Source organism: Halorubrum sp. Boch-26, from assembly GCF_029889805.1.
In the GTDB taxonomy this organism is placed as follows: Archaea; Halobacteriota; Halobacteria; order Halobacteriales; family Haloferacaceae; genus Halorubrum.
This window is the reverse complement of sequence record NZ_JARANT010000062.1, coordinates 1-16,350: the sequence shown is the minus strand read 5'-3', so window position 1 is coordinate 16,350 and position 16,350 is coordinate 1. Positions and strand designations below refer to the sequence as shown.

The window sequence follows — 16,350 nt, the reverse complement described above, 5'->3', positions numbered from 1 at the left end:
CTGCATCGGCGACTCGCCTTAGCCTCGGGGGCTCGGAGAGGCGCTTACGAGACAGGCCGACGACGGGATCGACGAGCTGCGGTCCCGAATCGGGTAGATCCCCGTCGCGGACGCTCCCGCCGCCGGCCCTCCGGCGAGAGCGCTCTCGTCGCTCGGTCACCGGCGTGGCGCCCCCGCCGCCCGGTCTCCGGTGCGAGCGCTCTCGTCGCTCGGTCACCGGCGTGGCGCCCCCGCCGCCCGGTCTCCGGTGCGAGCGCTGCCACGGCGATCCGGCAGTATTGTGTCGAGGCGAAATGTATAAGCCACAGAAATACCCATTCACGGCTGTGATTGGACCGGCGTCCGCACGCGGCTCGCCGACGCCACCAGCGACGCGACTATTCTCGAAAAAACGCGCGTGATCCGTCCGCCGGCGGGAGTGGCGACCCCGTCCCGGACGACCCTCGACCCGCGCGCACCGGTCCGCTGATCGACACAGACGATCGACACAGACACACCGCAGTACCCATGACAGACACCACCACTACGACGCCCTACGGCGCCCGAGACGCGACGGACCGAGAGCCGACCGACGAGCCCTTCGAGGGGGTGTATCCCGCGATGACGACCCCCTTTACCGACGGCGACGAGGTCGACCACGAGCAGCTCGCCGACAACGCCCGCTACCTCGAACGCGCGGGCGTCGACGGGGTCGTCCCCGTCGGATCGACCGGGGAGTCGGCGACCATGACCCACGACGAGCACGTCGACGTGATCGAAACGGTCCGCGACGCCCTCGACGACATCCCCGTCATCGCCGGCACCGGCTCGAACAACACCGCCGAGGCGCTCTCGCTCTCCCGGCGCGCCGCCGACGCGGGCGCCGACGGCCTGCTCCTCATCTCCCCGTACTACAACAAGCCGGAGCCGCAGGGCTTCCTGAACCACTACCGGACGATCGCCGACGCGGTCGACCTCCCGCAGATCGTCTACAACGTCCCCAGCCGGACCGGCCAGTCGATCCCGGTCGACGTCACCGTCGAGCTCGCGGAACACCCGAACGTCCAGGGGTACAAGGCCGCCTCCGGCGACCTGAACCTCATCAGCGAGGTGATCGAGCGCACCCGAAACGAGGCGTTCTCCGTGCTCTCCGGCGACGACGGGCTCACGCTTCCCGTGCTCTCCATCGGGGGCACCGGCACCATCAGCGTCGTCGGCAACGTCGAGCCGGAGCGCTCCTGCGCGATGGTCGGCGCCGCGCTCTCCGGCGACTACGACCGCGCCCGCGCGCTCCACCACGAGCTCTCGCCGCTCGTCCGCGAGCTGTTCGCCGAGACCAACCCGATCCCGGTGAAGGAGGCGATGCACATCCGCGACCGGGGCGGGCCGCTGGTCCGCTCGCCGCTCTCGCGGCTCTCCGAGGAGCGCCGCGAGGTCCTGCGCGAACTGCTCGCCGAGTACGACGAGGCCGCGCCCGGAACCGTCGATCCGAAGGCCGTCGAGCCCGCCGCGACGGGGGACGGCGAATGAGCCGCGGGGCGACCGACCCGCTCCGGATCGCCGTCACCGGTGCCGGCGGCCGGATGGGCCGCGAGGTGATCGAGGCCGCCGTCGACCGCGAGGGCGTCGCCGTCGCCGTCGCGGCCAACCGCACCCCGACCGCGCCCGTCGCGGGCGTCGAGGTCGCCGCCGCCGACCGGCTGGGGGAGCTGCTCGCGGCCGAGCGCCCCGACGTGCTGGTCGACTTCACCGGCCCCGCATCGGCGGTCGCGTACGCCGAGGCCTGCGCCGACGCGGGCGTCCCGCTGGTCACCGGGACGACCGGCTTCGAGGGCGGCCAGCTCGATAGCCTCCGGGCCGCGAGCGACGCGGTCCCGGTGCTCAAGGCGTCGAACTTCGCGCGGGGCGTCGCCGCGCTCCGCCGCGCGGTCCGCGAGGCCGTCGCGGCGCTCCCCGGTTACGACGTGGAGCTGACCGAGACGCACCACAACGGGAAGCGCGACGCCCCCTCCGGCACCGCGAAGTCGATCCTCGACGACGTGGAGTCGGTCCGAAGCGACCTCGACGAGCGCGTCCACGGCCGCGAGGGCGACGCCCCGCGCGACGCCGGCGAGATCGGGGTCCACGCCCGGCGCGCGGGCGACGTCACGGGCGAACACGAGGTCCTCGTGGCCGGGAACCGCGAGACGCTCGCGCTCACGCACCGCGCCGGCGACCGCGGGGTGTTCGCCGAGGGCGCGCTCGACGCCGCCGCCTGGCTCGCCGGGCGCGATCCCGGCTGGTACGGGTTCGACGACGTGCTCGACGCCGGAAGCGAATAACTACGAAGCATCCGAATATCGACGAATAAATACCGACACTCATCCTTACACTACGCAATGACGCTCGAATCCGACGTATCCGATCTGTGGGACCGCTATCAGGAGGGACTGACCGCCGCCGACGCGACGAGCGAGGACGCGGCCGTGATCGACGAGTTCCTCTCCGCGCTGGAGGCCGGCGAGGTCCGCGCCGCCGAGAAGACCGGCGACGACGTGACCACGTGGGAGGCCAACGAGTGGGTCAAGCGAGGCATCCTGCTGAACTTCGGCCTGCGCGAGACCGAGCCCCGCGAGCACGGCGGCGTCACCTACTACGACGTGCTCCCGCTGCGCGACACCGCCGACCTCGGCGAGCGCGGCACGCGGAACACGCCCGACGGCACCGTCATCCGCCGCGGCGCGTACCTCGGCAGCGACTGTATCATGATGAGCCCCTCGTTCGTCAACATGGGCGCGCACGTCGGCGACGGCACCCTCGTCGACTCCTGTGACACGGTCGGCTCCTGCGCCCAGCTCGGCGAGAACGTCAAGCTCGGCGCCAACACGCTGATCGGCGGCGTCCTCGAACCCGTCGAGGACGCGCCGGTCGTGATCGAGGACGGCGTCTCGCTCGGCGCGGGCTGTCGAGTCACCTCGGGCTTCCGCGTCGGCGAGAACAGTATCGTCGGCGAGAACACCCTGTTGACCCCCCGTATCCCCGTCTACGATCTGGTCGAGGAGGAGGTCCTGTACGGCCACCTCCCGGCCGACCGCCGGGCGTTCACCCGGATGGTCGAGTCGTCCGTCGGCGACCACGAGCTGTTCGAGGGCGGCGCGTACAAGCCCGCGGTCGTCGCGACCCACGTCGAGGAGGATACGCTGGAGGCGACGCGGCGGGAGGACGCGCTCCGGGAATGAGCGACCGCGACGAGACCGAATCGACCGACGGATCCGCCGGCAGCGACCCCACCGACAGGTCGGACGCCGACAGCACCCCCCTTGTCCGGCGCGTGACCGACTGGGACGCCGACCGCCTCGCCGACCTCGCGGCCGAGCACGAGACCCCCCTCTACGTGCAGGACCTCGACCGCGTGCGCGAGAACTGCGAGCGCCTGCGCGACGCCTTCCCGGACGCCGACGTCAGGTACGCCGTGAAGGCCCACACGGGGCAGGCCGTGCTGCGGTCGGTCCGCGAGGCCGGCCTCGACGCCGAATGCGCCTCGGCGGGCGAAGTCGACCGCGCGCTCGCGGCCGGCTTCGGCGGCGAGCGGCTCCACTACACTGCGGTCAACCCGCCCGCCCGCGACCTCGACTACGTCGTCGACGTCGCCGAGGCGGAGCCCGACCTGACGGTCACCGTCGGCGCGGCCGACACCCTCGACCGCCTCGCCGAGCGCGGCTACGACGGCCGGGTCTGCGTCCGAGTGAATCCCGGCGTCGGCGCGGGCCACCACGCGAAGGTCCGAACCGGCGGCGCGGCGAAGTTCGGGATCCCGTACGACCGTGCCGCCGACGCGGCCCGCGAGGCCGCCGAGCGCTTCGACGTGGTCGGGATCCACGCCCACGCCGGCTCCGGTATCGACCCGGAGCAGCTGGACAGCCACCGCGAGATGGTCTCGCGGATGGGAACGCTGGCGCGGGAGCTCGCAGAGCCCGACAGCGACGCGGCCGGGAACGGCGACGCACCCGTCCCCCTCGACCTCGAGTACGTCGACGCCGGCGGCGGGTTCGGCGTCCCGTATGAGGAGAACGAGCCCCCGCTCGACCTCCCGGCGGTCGCCGCGGCGACCCGCGAGGCCGTCGCCCCGCTGCCCGCGGGCGTCGACCTCGCGATCGAGCCCGGTCGGTACGTCGTCGCCGACGCGGGCGTCCTGCTGACGCGCGTGAACACGGTGAAGCCGACCCCCGACGAGCGCGTCGTCGGCGTCGACGCCGGCATGACGGACCTGCTGCGGCCGGCGATGTACGACGCCTACCACCCGATTCGAAATCTCGGCGGCGGACGGGGAGGAGACGGGAGCGACGCCCCGCCCCCCGTCGATCGGGAGGCAACCCCTGTCACGGTCGCCGGACCTATCTGTGAGACCGGCGATACACTGTGCAAGGACCGAGCGCTCGCCGACCCGGTCCGCGGGGACCTCCTCGCGGTCGGGATCGCGGGCGCGTACGGATACGAGATGGCGAGCCAATACAACTCACGACCGCGACCGGCGGAGGTCGCGCTCGACGACGGAACCGCGACGATCGCCCGGCGCAGAGAGGCGTTGCCGGACCTGACGACGGCCGAACGGGAGGCGGAGACGCCGACCGGGCCGACGGGGGGAGAGCGATGAGCACCCACGCCGTTCCGATCGAGAAGTACCACGGCACGGGCAACGACTTCCTCGTCGTCGACGCGATCGCGGAGAGCGTCGGCGACCGCGCGGCGTTCGCGCGGGCCCACTGCGACCGCGAGACGGGCGTCGACGGGGCGGACTTCGACGCCGGCCCCGAGAGCGACGGCGGAGACGCGACCGCGGACCGCGACGGGAACAGCGGTCGGCGCGGCGCCGACGGCGTTCTCTTCTTGAGCATCGCGGAGCGGTTCAATCCGACCCGCGTCGTGATGACGCTCATACAGCCCGACGGCTCGACCGCGACGATGTGCGGCAACGGCGCGCGCGTCGTCGCCCGGTGGGCCAACGACCGGACCGGCGACCGCGAGTTCATGATCGACACGCAGGCGGGGACGCGGCGCGCCTCGGTGAACGCCGACGCGACCGCCGCGACCATCGAGATGGGCGAGCCCACGTTCGACCCTCGCTGGGTCCCGGTCGCCCGCGACGAACCCCTGATCGACGAGCCGGTCGCGGGGCTCACCGTCACGGCCGTCAACACCGGCGTCCCGCACGCGGTTGCGTTCGTCGACGGCGGGCGCGACGACCCCGACGGCATCGACGCGGTCGACATCGACGCCGTGGCCCCGCCGGTCCGCCACGCCGACGTCTTCCCCGAGGGCGCGAACGTGAACCTCGCCGCGGTGGTCGACGACGGGAGCGGCGACGGGCCCGCGGTCATCGATCAGCGCACCTTCGAGCGCGGCGTCGAGGGCGAGACCCGCTCGTGCGGCACCGGCGCGGTGGCGGTCGTCGCCGCCGCCCGTCGCCTCGGCCTGATCGACGGCGAGTCGGCCGTGAGCCGCCCGCCGGGGGGCGAGCTGGAGATCACGGTCCCGGAGGCGGGCCACGCGACCCTGACCGGCCCCGTCGCCCACGAGTTCACCGGTAGCCTGCCCGCCGACCCGCGATGAGCCGTCCCTCGTTCGACCCCGTCTCCTTCCTCGAGCGCGCCGTCCGGACGCCCTCTCACGACTCCGTCGACGAGATGCGCGAGCTCGTCGTCGAGACGCTGGACCGACACGGGATCGAGAGCGAGGTCGTCGCCGGCGGCTGCGTGCTCGCGGCGAAGCGCTCGCCCGCTCCGGACGCGGGACCGCACCTCGTGGCGAACACCCACCTCGACACGGTGACGCCGCACGTCCCGTTCGAGCGAGGGGCGTCCCGCGAAGACGAGCGACTGAGTCCCGAATCGGACGGGGCGGACTCAGAAGACGTGATCCGCGGCCGCGGTGCCTGCGACGCGAAGGGGCCGCTCGCGGCGCTCCTGTCCGGGTTCCTCGCCGCCGATCCGGAGCGCGGCCGGCTCACGCTCGCGCTCACGCCGGACGAGGAGACGCTGTCGCTCGGTGCGGCGGCGCTGACCGGACGCTCGCCGGGGACCGAGGACCGGCTCGACGGCGACCTGTTCCTCGTGGGCGAGCCGACCGGCCTCGACGCCTGCACCGCCGCGAAGGGGCGGTTTCAGGGGACCGTCGAGCTGTCCGGCGTCGCCGCCCACGCCGCGGAGTTCGCGGGCGCGAACGCGGTCGCGGCCGCCGAAGGCGCGCTCGCGGCAGTCAGGACTTTCGACGCGGACGCCGACGAGCACCCGCAGCTCGGCCCGCCGAAGCTCACGCCGACGGTCATCGAGGGCGGCGGGGCGACGAATCAGGTGCCCGCGGAGTGCGAGATCACCGTCGACCGGCGGAGCGTTCCGCCGGAGACGGCAGCGGAATTCCGCTCGTCGCTCGCGGCCGCCGTGCAGGTGCGCGTCCCCGACGACGTCGGCGTCGACGTCGCGCTCACCGATCGAGAGTCGCCCTTCTTCGAGGCGTTCTCGACGGACCCCGACCACGAGCTGGTGGAGACGGTCGCGAGCGCGGCGCGTGCGGCGGCCGATTCGGCCGAACTTCCGGCCGACCGCGGGGGATCCGCGCGGCCGTTCGGCGCGGCGACGGAGGCGTCGTACTTCGCCCCGGCGCCGACGGTCGTCTTCGGTCCCGGCGATCTCGCCGACGACAGGGGGGCGGTGGCGCACGCCGAGCGCGAGTACGTCCGGGTGCGGGAACTGACGGCGGCCGCGGAGACGGTCGAACGGTCGATCGCAGCGCTGCTCGGTACGGCCGACGCGACGCGACGCTGACGCCGCGGCGGCACAAACGGTGGAGATGGGAGCTGTCGACGCCGCTCAGAGCAGGTACGTCTCTTCGTCGTCCGCGAGATCGACGAACTCGTCGGCCGCCTCGACCAGCTCGTCGGCGGCGGAGTTACCGAATCCCATCGCTTCGACGCGGACGCCCTCGTGGCGGAGGTGCGAGCAGAGCCGGGCGAAGTCGCCGTCGCCGGTACAGAGCACGACGGTGTCGACGTGGCTCGCGAGCGAGACGGCGTCGAGGCTCATCCCGAGGTCCCAGTCGGCCTTCTTCGACCCGTCGGCGAACGTCTTGATCTCCTTGATCTTCGTCTCGAACCCGATGTCGCGGAGCGCTTCGAAGAAGCTCTCCTCCTCCGGCGAGTCGGCGCGAATCACGTACGCGATAGCGCGGACGAGCGCGCGGTCGTTGACGGCGGCCTCGAGCAGGCCCGAGTAGTCGATATTGCGCGAGTAGAAGCTCTGTGCGGAGTGATACAGATTCTGTGAGTCGGCGAGAACTGCGACGCGCTGGTCGGGATGGATCTCGGTCATACTACCGCTTTATCGGCGCGGCTTAGGGGCTTTGGGGTCCGAGTCGACGGCGGGGTGACTCGTACTGCCCGGATCCGTCGGAGCATCGGACCGATACGCCCGCTCTCTATGAGTGCCTCTTGCGCGGAGCGCTCGTGCGGGTTTTACGGACGTTCTCGGAGAAAGCCCCGTCCTGAAGGGACGGGGATACATCCGACACGACTCTTCACGACCGGTATCGGGCGATCGACGCCGGCCCTGTCCGGACATCTGAAGGTTTTAGTGAGCACATTAACTGTGTCATGGTATGGTACGGCGGCACAATAACGGCGATAACGACGGTCGGCGTCTCGGGCGTCGACAGTGGCTCTCCATGCTCGGAATCGGTGGCGCGACCGCGCTCGCCGGCTGTTCGGGCAACGGCGGCGACGGCGGAAACGGGACCGACGGCGGGACGGACAGCGGGGACGGCACCGACAGCGGCACCGACAGCGGCACCGATACGTCGACGTATGCCACGGCCGCCGCGGCTTCGTTCACGACGCTCAATCCGATTTACAACGACGAAAATGGCGCCGGCAACGCGATCGCTCGGGCGCTCGATCAGGGGTACACGTTCGACGAGGACAACGAGTACGTCCCGCTTCTCTACGATATGTCTACCGAAGACGGCGAGGTCTGGACGTTCGAGGTCCGCGAGGGGCTGGAGTTTAGCGACCCGTACGGCGCGGTGACCGCGAGCGACTTCGTCTACCTCATCCAAGAAATTCACCAAGGGGGTTGGGCTAGTTCGGTCAGCGCTACGTACTGGACGGGCGTGGAAGTTGAACAGACCGGTGAGTACGAATTCCAGGCTACCCTCGGGAACTCGCAGCTCCTCTGGCCCGAAAGCTACGAACCGCTCCTGTACCCGATTCCGCGGGACCTCCTCCAGCCGTACGTCGAAGCGGAGGACGCCGAGGGGCTCCGGCAAGACGAGGCGTTGCTTGAGCTCCGGTTCTCCGGAAATCTCGGACCGTACGTGCTCGACGAGTGGCAGCGCGACGGCGGCACCCAGTACAGCCGCAACGACGACTACTACCTTCGGGACGCCGCCGACCTCCCGGACGTCTTCGACGAGGCCCCGTACTTCGAGTCCGCGGAGATCCAAGTGCTCGGCGAACAGGCCTCCCGGCTCGGCGCGCTGGAAACCGGCGAGGTCGACTCCGCGGCCATCCCGCCCGAGCGCGTACAGGAGTACCAGAACAACGAGGAGATCGAGGTCAACCAGATCCCGCAGCCGTACAACGAGAAGCTCTCGGTCAACATGCGCGACAACGGCTGGACGACGGGGCCGGGAAACCTGTTCCGGCACAAGTCGTTCCGCCAGGCGATGGCGGCCGCGATCGACAAGCAGAGTCTGATCCAAGGCGTGTTCCGCGATTTCGCCGAGACGCACTTCACGTGGCAACCCCGCTTCAGCAACTTCTACCCACCGGAGGAGAACATCCCCGAGTTCGGCGTCGGTGACCGCTACGGCAGCGAGTTCGCCCGCGGGCTGGCCGAGGATGCCTTCGAGCAGTCCGAGCACGACTACGGCTTCGACGGGGAGACGATGGTCGGTCCCGACGGCAATCAGGTCCGACTCAGCCTCTACCATAGCGCCGGACAGGAGACCGAGCAGTTAATGGGCGAGTTCATCGCGCAGGAGCTCGGCAACAACCTCGGGATCGCCGTGAGCCTCGAGGCCATCGACAGTACGCGGTTCAACACCGAGTACTACACTACGACAGAGTTCCCAACACCCGAGCGAAACGAGGGTGGGGAGGTCGTCAGCGTTCCGGACGAACTCGTCGACACCGTCAACGGGGCGGAGGTCGAGTGGACGTCCCCGACTGCGACGAATCCCGGACCGCGAAACATCACCGGCAACGAGGACTGGGATATGGAGATCGTGTACGGACTGAACACGTTCCCCCGGAATCCACTCACGAACGCCGTCTTCTTCGACGGTCCGACCGGCTCGTACAATCCCGTCGGGTACTATCCCGAGTTCGACGCACAGGGACTGTTCGACGACGCGCGGCAAGCGACCAGCGAGGAGGAACTGGCCGACGCGCTCGTCGACCTCTTCGTCAACATCGCGGAGGAACAGCCGTACATCATGCTCGCGTTCCCCGACAGCACGGTCGGCTATCGCGAGGGGCTCGAAGGCCCCATCGAGAACTTCTCGAACGGCTGGAACCTGCCGGCGTGGAGATACGAGTAGGTCACACCGCTCCCTCCAACACACCTCCTAAGACACATCATAATGGGATTCGGAAAGTACGTCGGCGCACGCGTGCTGTGGGCCGTAGTCGTCTCGCTGATCATCACCACGATCACGTTCCTCCTGCTCGCGGCCGCGCCCAATCCGGCGATCCGCGAGGCCGCGACGCAGGCCGCGCTGCAGGGCGGCGACCCGTCGGCCGCGGTCGAGCGTGAGCGCGAGCTTCGCGGGCTCAACCAGCCGCTGTACGTCCGGTACGCGGACTTCATCCGGAGCGTCTACACGCTCGACTGGGGCTGGTCGGAGAGCCGCAGCCAGCCGGTGACCGAGGCGCTGCTGCAGGCGCTCTACTACACCGCGCAGTACTCGATCCCGTGGACGGTCCTCACGATCACCGTCGGGCCGCTCGTCGGCGTCTACTCCGCGGCGAACATGTACAGCTGGCGGGACCACGTCGCGACCGGGTTCGCGTTCTTCGGATACGCGATCCCGAACTTCTTCTTCGGGATCATCCTGCTGTTGATCTTCGGGGTCTGGTTCGAGGTCGTACCGATATCGTACGACACGAGCGTTCCCGTGTTCAGCGTACAGAACGTCCGACAGCTGATACTGCCGGTGTTCGTGCTCGTGACGGGCTCGATCGGTGCGACGATGCGCGTCTCGCGGAACGAGTCCGCGGAGTTCCAGAACTCCGAGTTCATGAAAACGGCGAAGGCGAAGGGCGTCTCGCCGCTGCGCTCGTACGCCTACCACGTGATGCGGCCGACGCTCGTGCCGCTTTCGACGACGCTCGTCGGCCAGCTGCTGGCGCTGTTCATCGGCTCGTCGCTGCTCGTGGAGGTAGTGTTCGGCATCCCCGGTCTCGGTAGGCTGACGTTCAACGCGCTCCTCTCGCAGGACACGAACCTCGTGTTGGGGTCGACGCTCGTGTTCACGTTCATCGCCGTCGTCGGCAACCTGCTCGAGGACCTCGTGTTCACCGTGCTCGACCCGCGAATCAACTACGACGACAGATAAGACACGATGGCAAGCAAAAAACCGGAGCAGTTCGACCGCGTCGACTGGAGCGAGCTCTCCGAGTCGAGCCGGTTCGACCTGTCGATAAACTCGATCGGTATGCTGGCGGCGACGCTGCCGCTGGCGCTCCTCTGGCTGTACGACTACCAGTTCGTCGGTGAACGCGGGGCGACGTTCCAGGCGATCGGACTCGGCAGGAACCTCGACCCGCTGGATTACTTCTTCGTCTTCACGCTGTTCCTGTTCTTCTTCTATCTGGTCTTGCCGCTGTACCAGAACCCGCGGATGACGCGGTACTACTGGGCGGAGTTCAGGCGGAACCGCCCCGCAGTCGTCAGCCTCGGCTGGTTGGGCGTCGTGTTCGTCGGCGGCCTCCTCGGGCCGCTCGTGATTAGCGCGCCGGAACAGAGCATTCTCACCGGGCACCAGCCGCCGATGTTCCTCTCGATCAACGAGGCGAACGTCGCGACCTGTGTCGGCGACGTGGTGAACGGGCAGTGTCAGGGAACGTGGCAGCACCCGCTCGGGACCACCCGGGGCGGGAAAGACGTGTTCGCCGGGGTCGTCTACGGGATGACGATAAGCATGCAGATCGCCTTCATCACGACGACGATCGTCGCGGCGATCGGCATCACGTTCGGCACCGTCAGCGCGTACGCGGGCGGCTGGGTCGACGAGATCATGATGCGGTTCGTCGATGTCATCCTCTCGTTCCCGACGTTCCTGATGTTCCTGCTCATCCTGTACATCTACGGCGCCGGATTGGGGATGTTCATTCTCGTGTTCTCGGCGTTCGCATGGGGCGGCACCGCGCGGTACGTGCGCAGCAAGTCGCTGTCGGTCTCCGAGGAGGAGTTCATCAAGGCGACCCGGATCAGCGGCGCGAGCACGTATCGCGTGGTCCGGAAGCACGTCGTCCCGAACGTGGCGAGCAGCATCATCACGCAGCTCACGCTGCTCATCCCCGGTTTCCTGCTCGCCGAGGCGCAACTCGCGTTCCTCGGGATCGGCGACTCGGCGGTCCCCTCGTGGGGACAGCTGCTCTCCGCCGGGCGGAGCGACCTAGCGTTCGCCCCGTGGATCGTGTTATCGCCCGGCATCGTGCTGTTCTTGACCATCCTGGCGTTCAATTTCATCGGCGACGCGCTGCTGGACGCCCTGAACCCCGAAGCGGAGGCGGAGAGCGCATAATGTCTACTCCACTGCTCGAGGTCGAAGACCTCACGACGACGTTCAGCACCGCCAAGGGAGCGCTCACGGCCGTCGACGGGATCGATTTCGCGGTCGCCGAGGGCGAGACCGTCTGTATCGTCGGCGAGTCGGGCTCCGGGAAGACGGTGGCGACGGAGTCGGTGACGCGGATCGTCAAGGAGCCGCCGGGGCGCGTCGAGGGGTCGGTCCGATTCAAGGGGCGCGACTTACTGGAGATGAGCGAGCCGGAGCTCCGCGAGATACGCGGGTACGAGATCGCGCACATCTTTCAGAACCCGCAGGAGGCGATGAACCACTGTTACACCGTCGGGTGGCAGATCGTCGAGGCGCTGCAGATCCACCGCGACGTCGCCGACGAGACGGCGCGGGCGAAGGCGATCGACCTGATGGACAGGGTGGGGATCGCGAACGCCAGTTCGCGGTTCGACGACTATCCCCACGAGTTCTCGGGCGGGCAGAAACAGCGCGTGATGATCGCGATGGCGCTCGTCGGCGACCCCGACCTGTTGATCGCCGACGAGCCGACCACCGCGCTGGACGTGACGGTGCAGGCGCAGATCCTCCGGCTGCTCGAGGACCTCCAAGCGGAGTTCGACATGGGGATCCTCTTCGTCACCCACGATTTGGGCGTCGTCGCCGAGATCGCCGACCGCATCGTCGTGATGTACGCGGGCAACGTGATGGAGCGCGGCGACGTGCTCGACATCTTCGAGCGCCCCGCGCATCCGTACACCCAGCGGCTGCTGAACTGTCTGCCCGAGATCGGCGGGCGGAAGGGCGGGATCCCCGGAACGCTTCCCGACCCCCTCGACCCCCCTGACGGATGCCGGTTCGCCCCGCGGTGCGAGCACGCGGTCGACGCCTGCGTCACCGGCGACCAGCCGGCGGAGATCGAGGTGAACCCGGGACAGCGCGCCTCCTGCGTCCACTACCGCCCCGGCCGCGACGACTCCGTCGTCCGCGACGGCATCCCGGACGCGGACGCCGACGGAGAGGGGGTGAGTTCGGCCGATGACTGAGGAGCCGCTCCTCTCGGTGCGGAACCTCGAGAAGCACTACCCGATCCGAAAGGGGCTGTTGAACCGGCAGGTCGGCGCCGCCCGCGCCGTCGACGGGATCAGCTTCGACATCGCGCCCGGGGAGACGCTCGGGCTCGTCGGCGAGTCCGGCTGCGGGAAGTCCACCGCCGCCACCTCCATCGTCCGACTGGAGGACCCCACCGGCGGCGAGGTGATCTTCAACGGCGGCGGGCGCGCCGGTGCGACCCGGAACGGCGACGGGACGCACCCGAACGACGTGGCGCGCTTCGACGACCGCGAGCTGAAGGCGTTCCGGCGCGACGCGCAGATGATCTTCCAGGACCCCTCCTCCAGCTTCGACCCGCGGATGTCGGTCGGGAGCGCGGTCGCCGAGATGCTCCAGATCCACGGCATGTCCGACCGGCACCGGCGGCGGGCGATCGTCGAGGACCTGCTCGACCGCGTCGGGCTCTCGCCGGAGGATTACGACCGCTACCCGCACGAGTTCTCCGGCGGACAGAAACAGCGGATCGCGCTGGCTCGCGCGCTCGTGTTGAACCCGGCGCTCATCGTCGCCGACGAGCCGGTCTCCGCGCTCGACGTATCGATCCAGGCGGAGATCCTCGGTCTGATCGCCGACCTGCAAGACGAGTTCGGCCTCTCGCTTCTGTTCATCAGCCACGACATGTCCGTCATCCGTGAGATCTGCGACCGGGTGGCCGTCATGTACCTCGGCGAGATCGTCGAGATCGGACCGACCGACCGGGTGTTCGCCGACCCGCAGCACCCGTACACGGAGGCGCTGCTCTCGGCGATTCCGACGCCCGATCCGCGCTCGACCGCGACGGGGATCGAGCTGACGGGAACCGTGCCGAGCCCGACGGATCCGCCCTCCGGCTGTCGGTTCCACACTCGGTGTCATAAGGTGATCCAGCCGGACGACGTCGACCTCGACCAGTCGAGTTGGCGGGGCCTGTTAAACCTCCGCGACGCGCTCGCCGCCGGGAGCGTCGACGTCGACCAGATCCGCGAGAACGTCCGGACCGGGGGCGACCTCGCGGCGACACCCGATGCGGTGAAAGGGCAGATCCGCCACGAGTTCGACCTCGACGAAACGGTATCCGCCGACGAGATGGAGTCGCTGCTCGACGCGGCGCTCGACGTGGCGCTTGCCGGCGACCCCGAGGGGGCGGCGGCGAGGCTCTCCGAGAGAGTCACCACGCCCTGCGAGGAGCGCGTCCCGGAGCGGACCAGCCACGCGGCCGACCACGAGTCGGCGTGTCTCCTCCACGAGCGGTCGTCGCCGCCGAGCCCGGCCGACGACTGAGCTGGTCGCCGTTTCGTTCCCTCAGTGATCGCCGATCACCGGGAGCGTCACCGTTCGCGACTCCTCTGCGTCCGCACCGTCCACGGTCACGGTCGGCTCGTCGTCTGTCGGCTGGTCGCCCGCGAGGACCGCGGTCGCCCCCGCCGCGAGCGGCGCGACGACGCCGGCGGTCAGCGCCCGCGGGTCCGCGAGGTCGCCGCGGAGGACGACCCCGTCGTCCGGGTCGCTCCCCTCCTCGTCGACGACCGACGCGGCCGCGTCGAGGAGCGCGCGGTGGGAGACGTCGCCGCCTCCGTTCGGTCCGTCGTCCTCCGGCCCGCCGTCTCCCGGCTCGTCGCCTCCCGGTCCGCGTAGGACGGGATCGTCCGGCCCGACCGCGCTCGGCGGCATGCCGGGGTTCTCGCTCCACAGCTCCTGCTCCCAGTGGGTCGTCTCCGGCCGTTCCGGCGGACCGCCGAAAACGGCGAGACCGGTCCCCGGCGCCGGCTTCGTCGTCGACTCGTGGTCGACGTCGACGAGGACGACCCGGTCGCCGCGCTCGACGCCCGCCGCCGGATCGAACCGAACCGGGGCCCCCAGCCCGGCCGCGCCGAGGAAGCCGAGGAGCGGATGGAGTCCGGGTGTCGGCTCGACGGCGACGGTCGACCCCTCCCGCGCGCCGAGGTAGCGGAGCACGTTCGCCGCCTTGTACGCGTTGGTGATCACGTCGCGGTACGTGCGCTCGCGCCCGTCCGGCGTGACGAGTGCGATGTCGCGACTCCGCCGATCACGCGCGAGAATATCGCCGACGACGTCCATACTCGAGGCTCGGGACGGACGAGACTTAAAAACGAGGAGTGAGCCGGCGGCCGGATTTCAACTCAGGGTGCGCCGGCGATGACCATCCGGGAGCCGTCGGCGGAGAAGGCCAGATCGCGCGTGGAGTCGCCGTCGACCCGAACCGCGTCGCCGGGACCGAGCTCGACGTCCTCGCCGTCGACGGTCAGCGTCGCCGCGCCGTGGAGCAGCACGTACACCTCCTCGTGGTCGGCGTCGGCGTGGTCGTGTTCCATGCCCTCCCAGCCGTCGTCGGCCTCCACGACAGTCACCCCGAGCTTCTCGCAGTCGAGCGCGTCCCGAAGGAAGTACATTCCCGGCGCGCGCGGTTCCACGTCGTCGTAGGCGGTGGTGTCGTAACCCATACGCGTGCTACGCGACGCGCGCCGGAAAAGCTACGGGTCGGAGAACCCGCGCGGAGCCGGCGGTGAGCCGACCGTCAGAAGGAGCTCTTCAGCCGCTCGAAGAAGCCGCCGCCGACGTCAATGTCCTCGCCGCCGGCCTCGGCGAACGCCTCCAGCGCCTCCCGCTGCTCCTCGTTGAGCGAGTCCGGGATCACGACGCCGACCTGCACGAAGAGGTCGCCGCGGCCGCGCCGCCGCAGCCGGGGCATCCCCTTCCCCTCGAGCCGGAACGTCTCGCCGCTCTGGGTGCCGGGCGGGACGTCCATCTCCACGCTGCCGTCGACCGTCTCGACCTCGATCGTGTCGCCGAAGACGGCCTGCGGGAAGGAGATGGCCTCGTTCACTCGGAGGTCGTCGCCGTCGCGCTCGTACCGGTCGCCGACGTCGACGTCGACCTCGATCAGCAGGTCGCCGTTGGGGCCACCGTTCTCCCCGGGGGCGCCCTCGCGCTCCATCCGGAGGCTCTGTCCGGAGCGGATCCCGGCCGGGATCTCCACGGAGAGCGTCGCCTCCTCGCGGACGACGCCGTCGCCGCCGCAGTCGGAACACTCCTCGCTGTACAGTTCGCCCTCGCCCTCGCAGCGCGGGCACGTCGAGGTCTGCTGGACACGGCCGAGCGGCGTCTGCTGGACCTGCTGGACCTGTCCCCGACCGTTACACTGGTGACATGTCTCGACGTCGGCGTCGGGGGGATGGCCCGCGCCGTCGCAGGCCTCACAGGTCGTGGGTCGGTTGAGGGTGACCTCCTTGGTCGCGCCCTCGAACGCCTCTTCGAGATCGATCGTGAGCCCGGTGCGGAGGTCCTGCCCCTGCCGCGGGCGGTTGCCGCCGCCACCGCGACCGCCGCCGCCCCCGCCGAAGAACTGGTTGAAGATGTCCTCGAAGCCGCCGGCGCCGCCGACGCCGCCGCCCGCCCCGCCGAAGGGGCCGCCGGCGCCGCCGGGCCCGCCGCCGCCCGTCGCGCCGCGCTTGTCTTCCTCGGTGGCGCGGACGAGGCCGGGCGGGG

At 69.9% G+C, this 16,350-nt stretch carries 15 protein-coding genes; 11 read left to right on the top strand and 4 right to left on the bottom strand.

Annotated elements, in window-relative coordinates; genetic code table 11:
- Positions 1-507 precede the first annotated feature (507 nt).
- The 6 genes from dapA to OQF71_RS09860 are packed head-to-tail and all read left to right on the top strand — an operon-like array spanning position 508 to position 6,779.
- Complete coding sequence (gene dapA, locus OQF71_RS09885) at positions 508-1,509, top strand: 4-hydroxy-tetrahydrodipicolinate synthase (protein WP_280587398.1); 1,002 nt, start codon at positions 508-510, stop codon at positions 1,507-1,509.
- Positions 1,506-2,300, top strand: coding sequence for a 4-hydroxy-tetrahydrodipicolinate reductase (dapB, locus tag OQF71_RS09880; RefSeq protein ID WP_280587396.1), 795 nt, complete (start codon positions 1,506-1,508; stop codon positions 2,298-2,300). Before dapA ends, dapB begins: the two co-directional genes overlap by 4 nt.
- Before the next feature lie 57 nt (positions 2,301-2,357).
- On the top strand, positions 2,358-3,197 hold the full coding sequence (locus OQF71_RS09875; RefSeq protein ID WP_280587394.1) for a 2,3,4,5-tetrahydropyridine-2,6-dicarboxylate N-succinyltransferase: 840 nt from the start codon (positions 2,358-2,360) through the stop codon (positions 3,195-3,197).
- Positions 3,194-4,612, top strand: a complete 1,419-nt coding sequence (gene lysA / locus OQF71_RS09870) for a diaminopimelate decarboxylase (protein ID WP_280587393.1) — start codon at positions 3,194-3,196, stop codon at positions 4,610-4,612. Before OQF71_RS09875 ends, lysA begins: the two co-directional genes overlap by 4 nt.
- Positions 4,609-5,568 carry a diaminopimelate epimerase gene (dapF, locus tag OQF71_RS09865; protein WP_280587392.1) on the top strand — a complete coding sequence of 320 codons (960 nt, stop codon included), beginning with the start codon at positions 4,609-4,611 and terminating at the stop codon, positions 5,566-5,568. Before lysA ends, dapF begins: the two co-directional genes overlap by 4 nt.
- Positions 5,565-6,779, top strand: a complete 1,215-nt coding sequence (locus OQF71_RS09860) for a M20/M25/M40 family metallo-hydrolase (RefSeq protein ID WP_280587390.1) — start codon at positions 5,565-5,567, stop codon at positions 6,777-6,779. Before dapF ends, OQF71_RS09860 begins: the two co-directional genes overlap by 4 nt.
- A 45-nt stretch (positions 6,780-6,824) precedes the next feature.
- Here OQF71_RS09860 and OQF71_RS09855 read toward each other — a convergent pair whose 3' ends face one another.
- Complete coding sequence (locus OQF71_RS09855; protein ID WP_280587388.1) at positions 6,825-7,322, bottom strand: NYN domain-containing protein; 498 nt, start codon at positions 7,320-7,322, stop codon at positions 6,825-6,827.
- A 286-nt stretch (positions 7,323-7,608) separates the two neighbouring features.
- On the opposite strand from OQF71_RS09855, the gene OQF71_RS09850 reads away from it, so the two are divergent.
- From OQF71_RS09850 to OQF71_RS09830, 5 genes are read left to right on the top strand one after another with little or no spacing between them, the layout of a single operon-like run.
- Positions 7,609-9,549 carry an ABC transporter substrate-binding protein gene (locus OQF71_RS09850; RefSeq protein WP_280587387.1) on the top strand — a complete coding sequence of 647 codons (1,941 nt, stop codon included), beginning with the start codon at positions 7,609-7,611 and terminating at the stop codon, positions 9,547-9,549.
- A gap of 42 nt (positions 9,550-9,591) precedes the next feature.
- Positions 9,592-10,566 (top strand): ABC transporter permease, encoded by a 975-nt coding sequence (locus tag OQF71_RS09845; RefSeq protein ID WP_280587385.1) that lies wholly within the window; start codon positions 9,592-9,594, stop codon positions 10,564-10,566.
- 6 nt (positions 10,567-10,572) lie between these two features.
- Positions 10,573-11,757 (top strand): ABC transporter permease, encoded by a 1,185-nt coding sequence (locus tag OQF71_RS09840; protein ID WP_280587384.1) that lies wholly within the window; start codon positions 10,573-10,575, stop codon positions 11,755-11,757.
- On the top strand, positions 11,757-12,797 hold the full coding sequence (locus OQF71_RS09835) for an ABC transporter ATP-binding protein (RefSeq protein WP_280587383.1): 1,041 nt from the start codon (positions 11,757-11,759) through the stop codon (positions 12,795-12,797). Before OQF71_RS09840 ends, OQF71_RS09835 begins: the two co-directional genes overlap by 1 nt.
- Positions 12,790-14,124, top strand: a complete 1,335-nt coding sequence (locus tag OQF71_RS09830) for an oligopeptide/dipeptide ABC transporter ATP-binding protein (RefSeq protein WP_280587382.1) — start codon at positions 12,790-12,792, stop codon at positions 14,122-14,124. The genes OQF71_RS09835 and OQF71_RS09830 overlap by 8 nt, the downstream gene beginning before the upstream one ends.
- Positions 14,125-14,145: 21 nt before the next feature.
- On the opposite strand, the gene OQF71_RS09825 is transcribed toward OQF71_RS09830, so the two are convergent.
- The 3 genes from OQF71_RS09825 to OQF71_RS09815 all read right to left on the bottom strand — a co-directional run.
- The gene (locus OQF71_RS09825) at positions 14,146-14,922 is read right to left on the bottom strand and encodes a hypothetical protein (RefSeq protein WP_280587380.1); all 777 of its coding nucleotides are present in this window, start codon (positions 14,920-14,922) and stop codon (positions 14,146-14,148) included.
- Positions 14,923-14,984: 62 nt separating this feature from the next.
- Positions 14,985-15,305: a cupin domain-containing protein gene (locus tag OQF71_RS09820; protein ID WP_280587378.1), complete on the bottom strand. Its 321-nt coding sequence runs from the start codon at positions 15,303-15,305 to the stop codon at positions 14,985-14,987.
- Between the two features lie 74 nt (positions 15,306-15,379).
- On the bottom strand, positions 15,380-16,350 hold a 971-nt coding region (locus OQF71_RS09815), incomplete at its 5' end, for a DnaJ C-terminal domain-containing protein (RefSeq protein ID WP_280587376.1).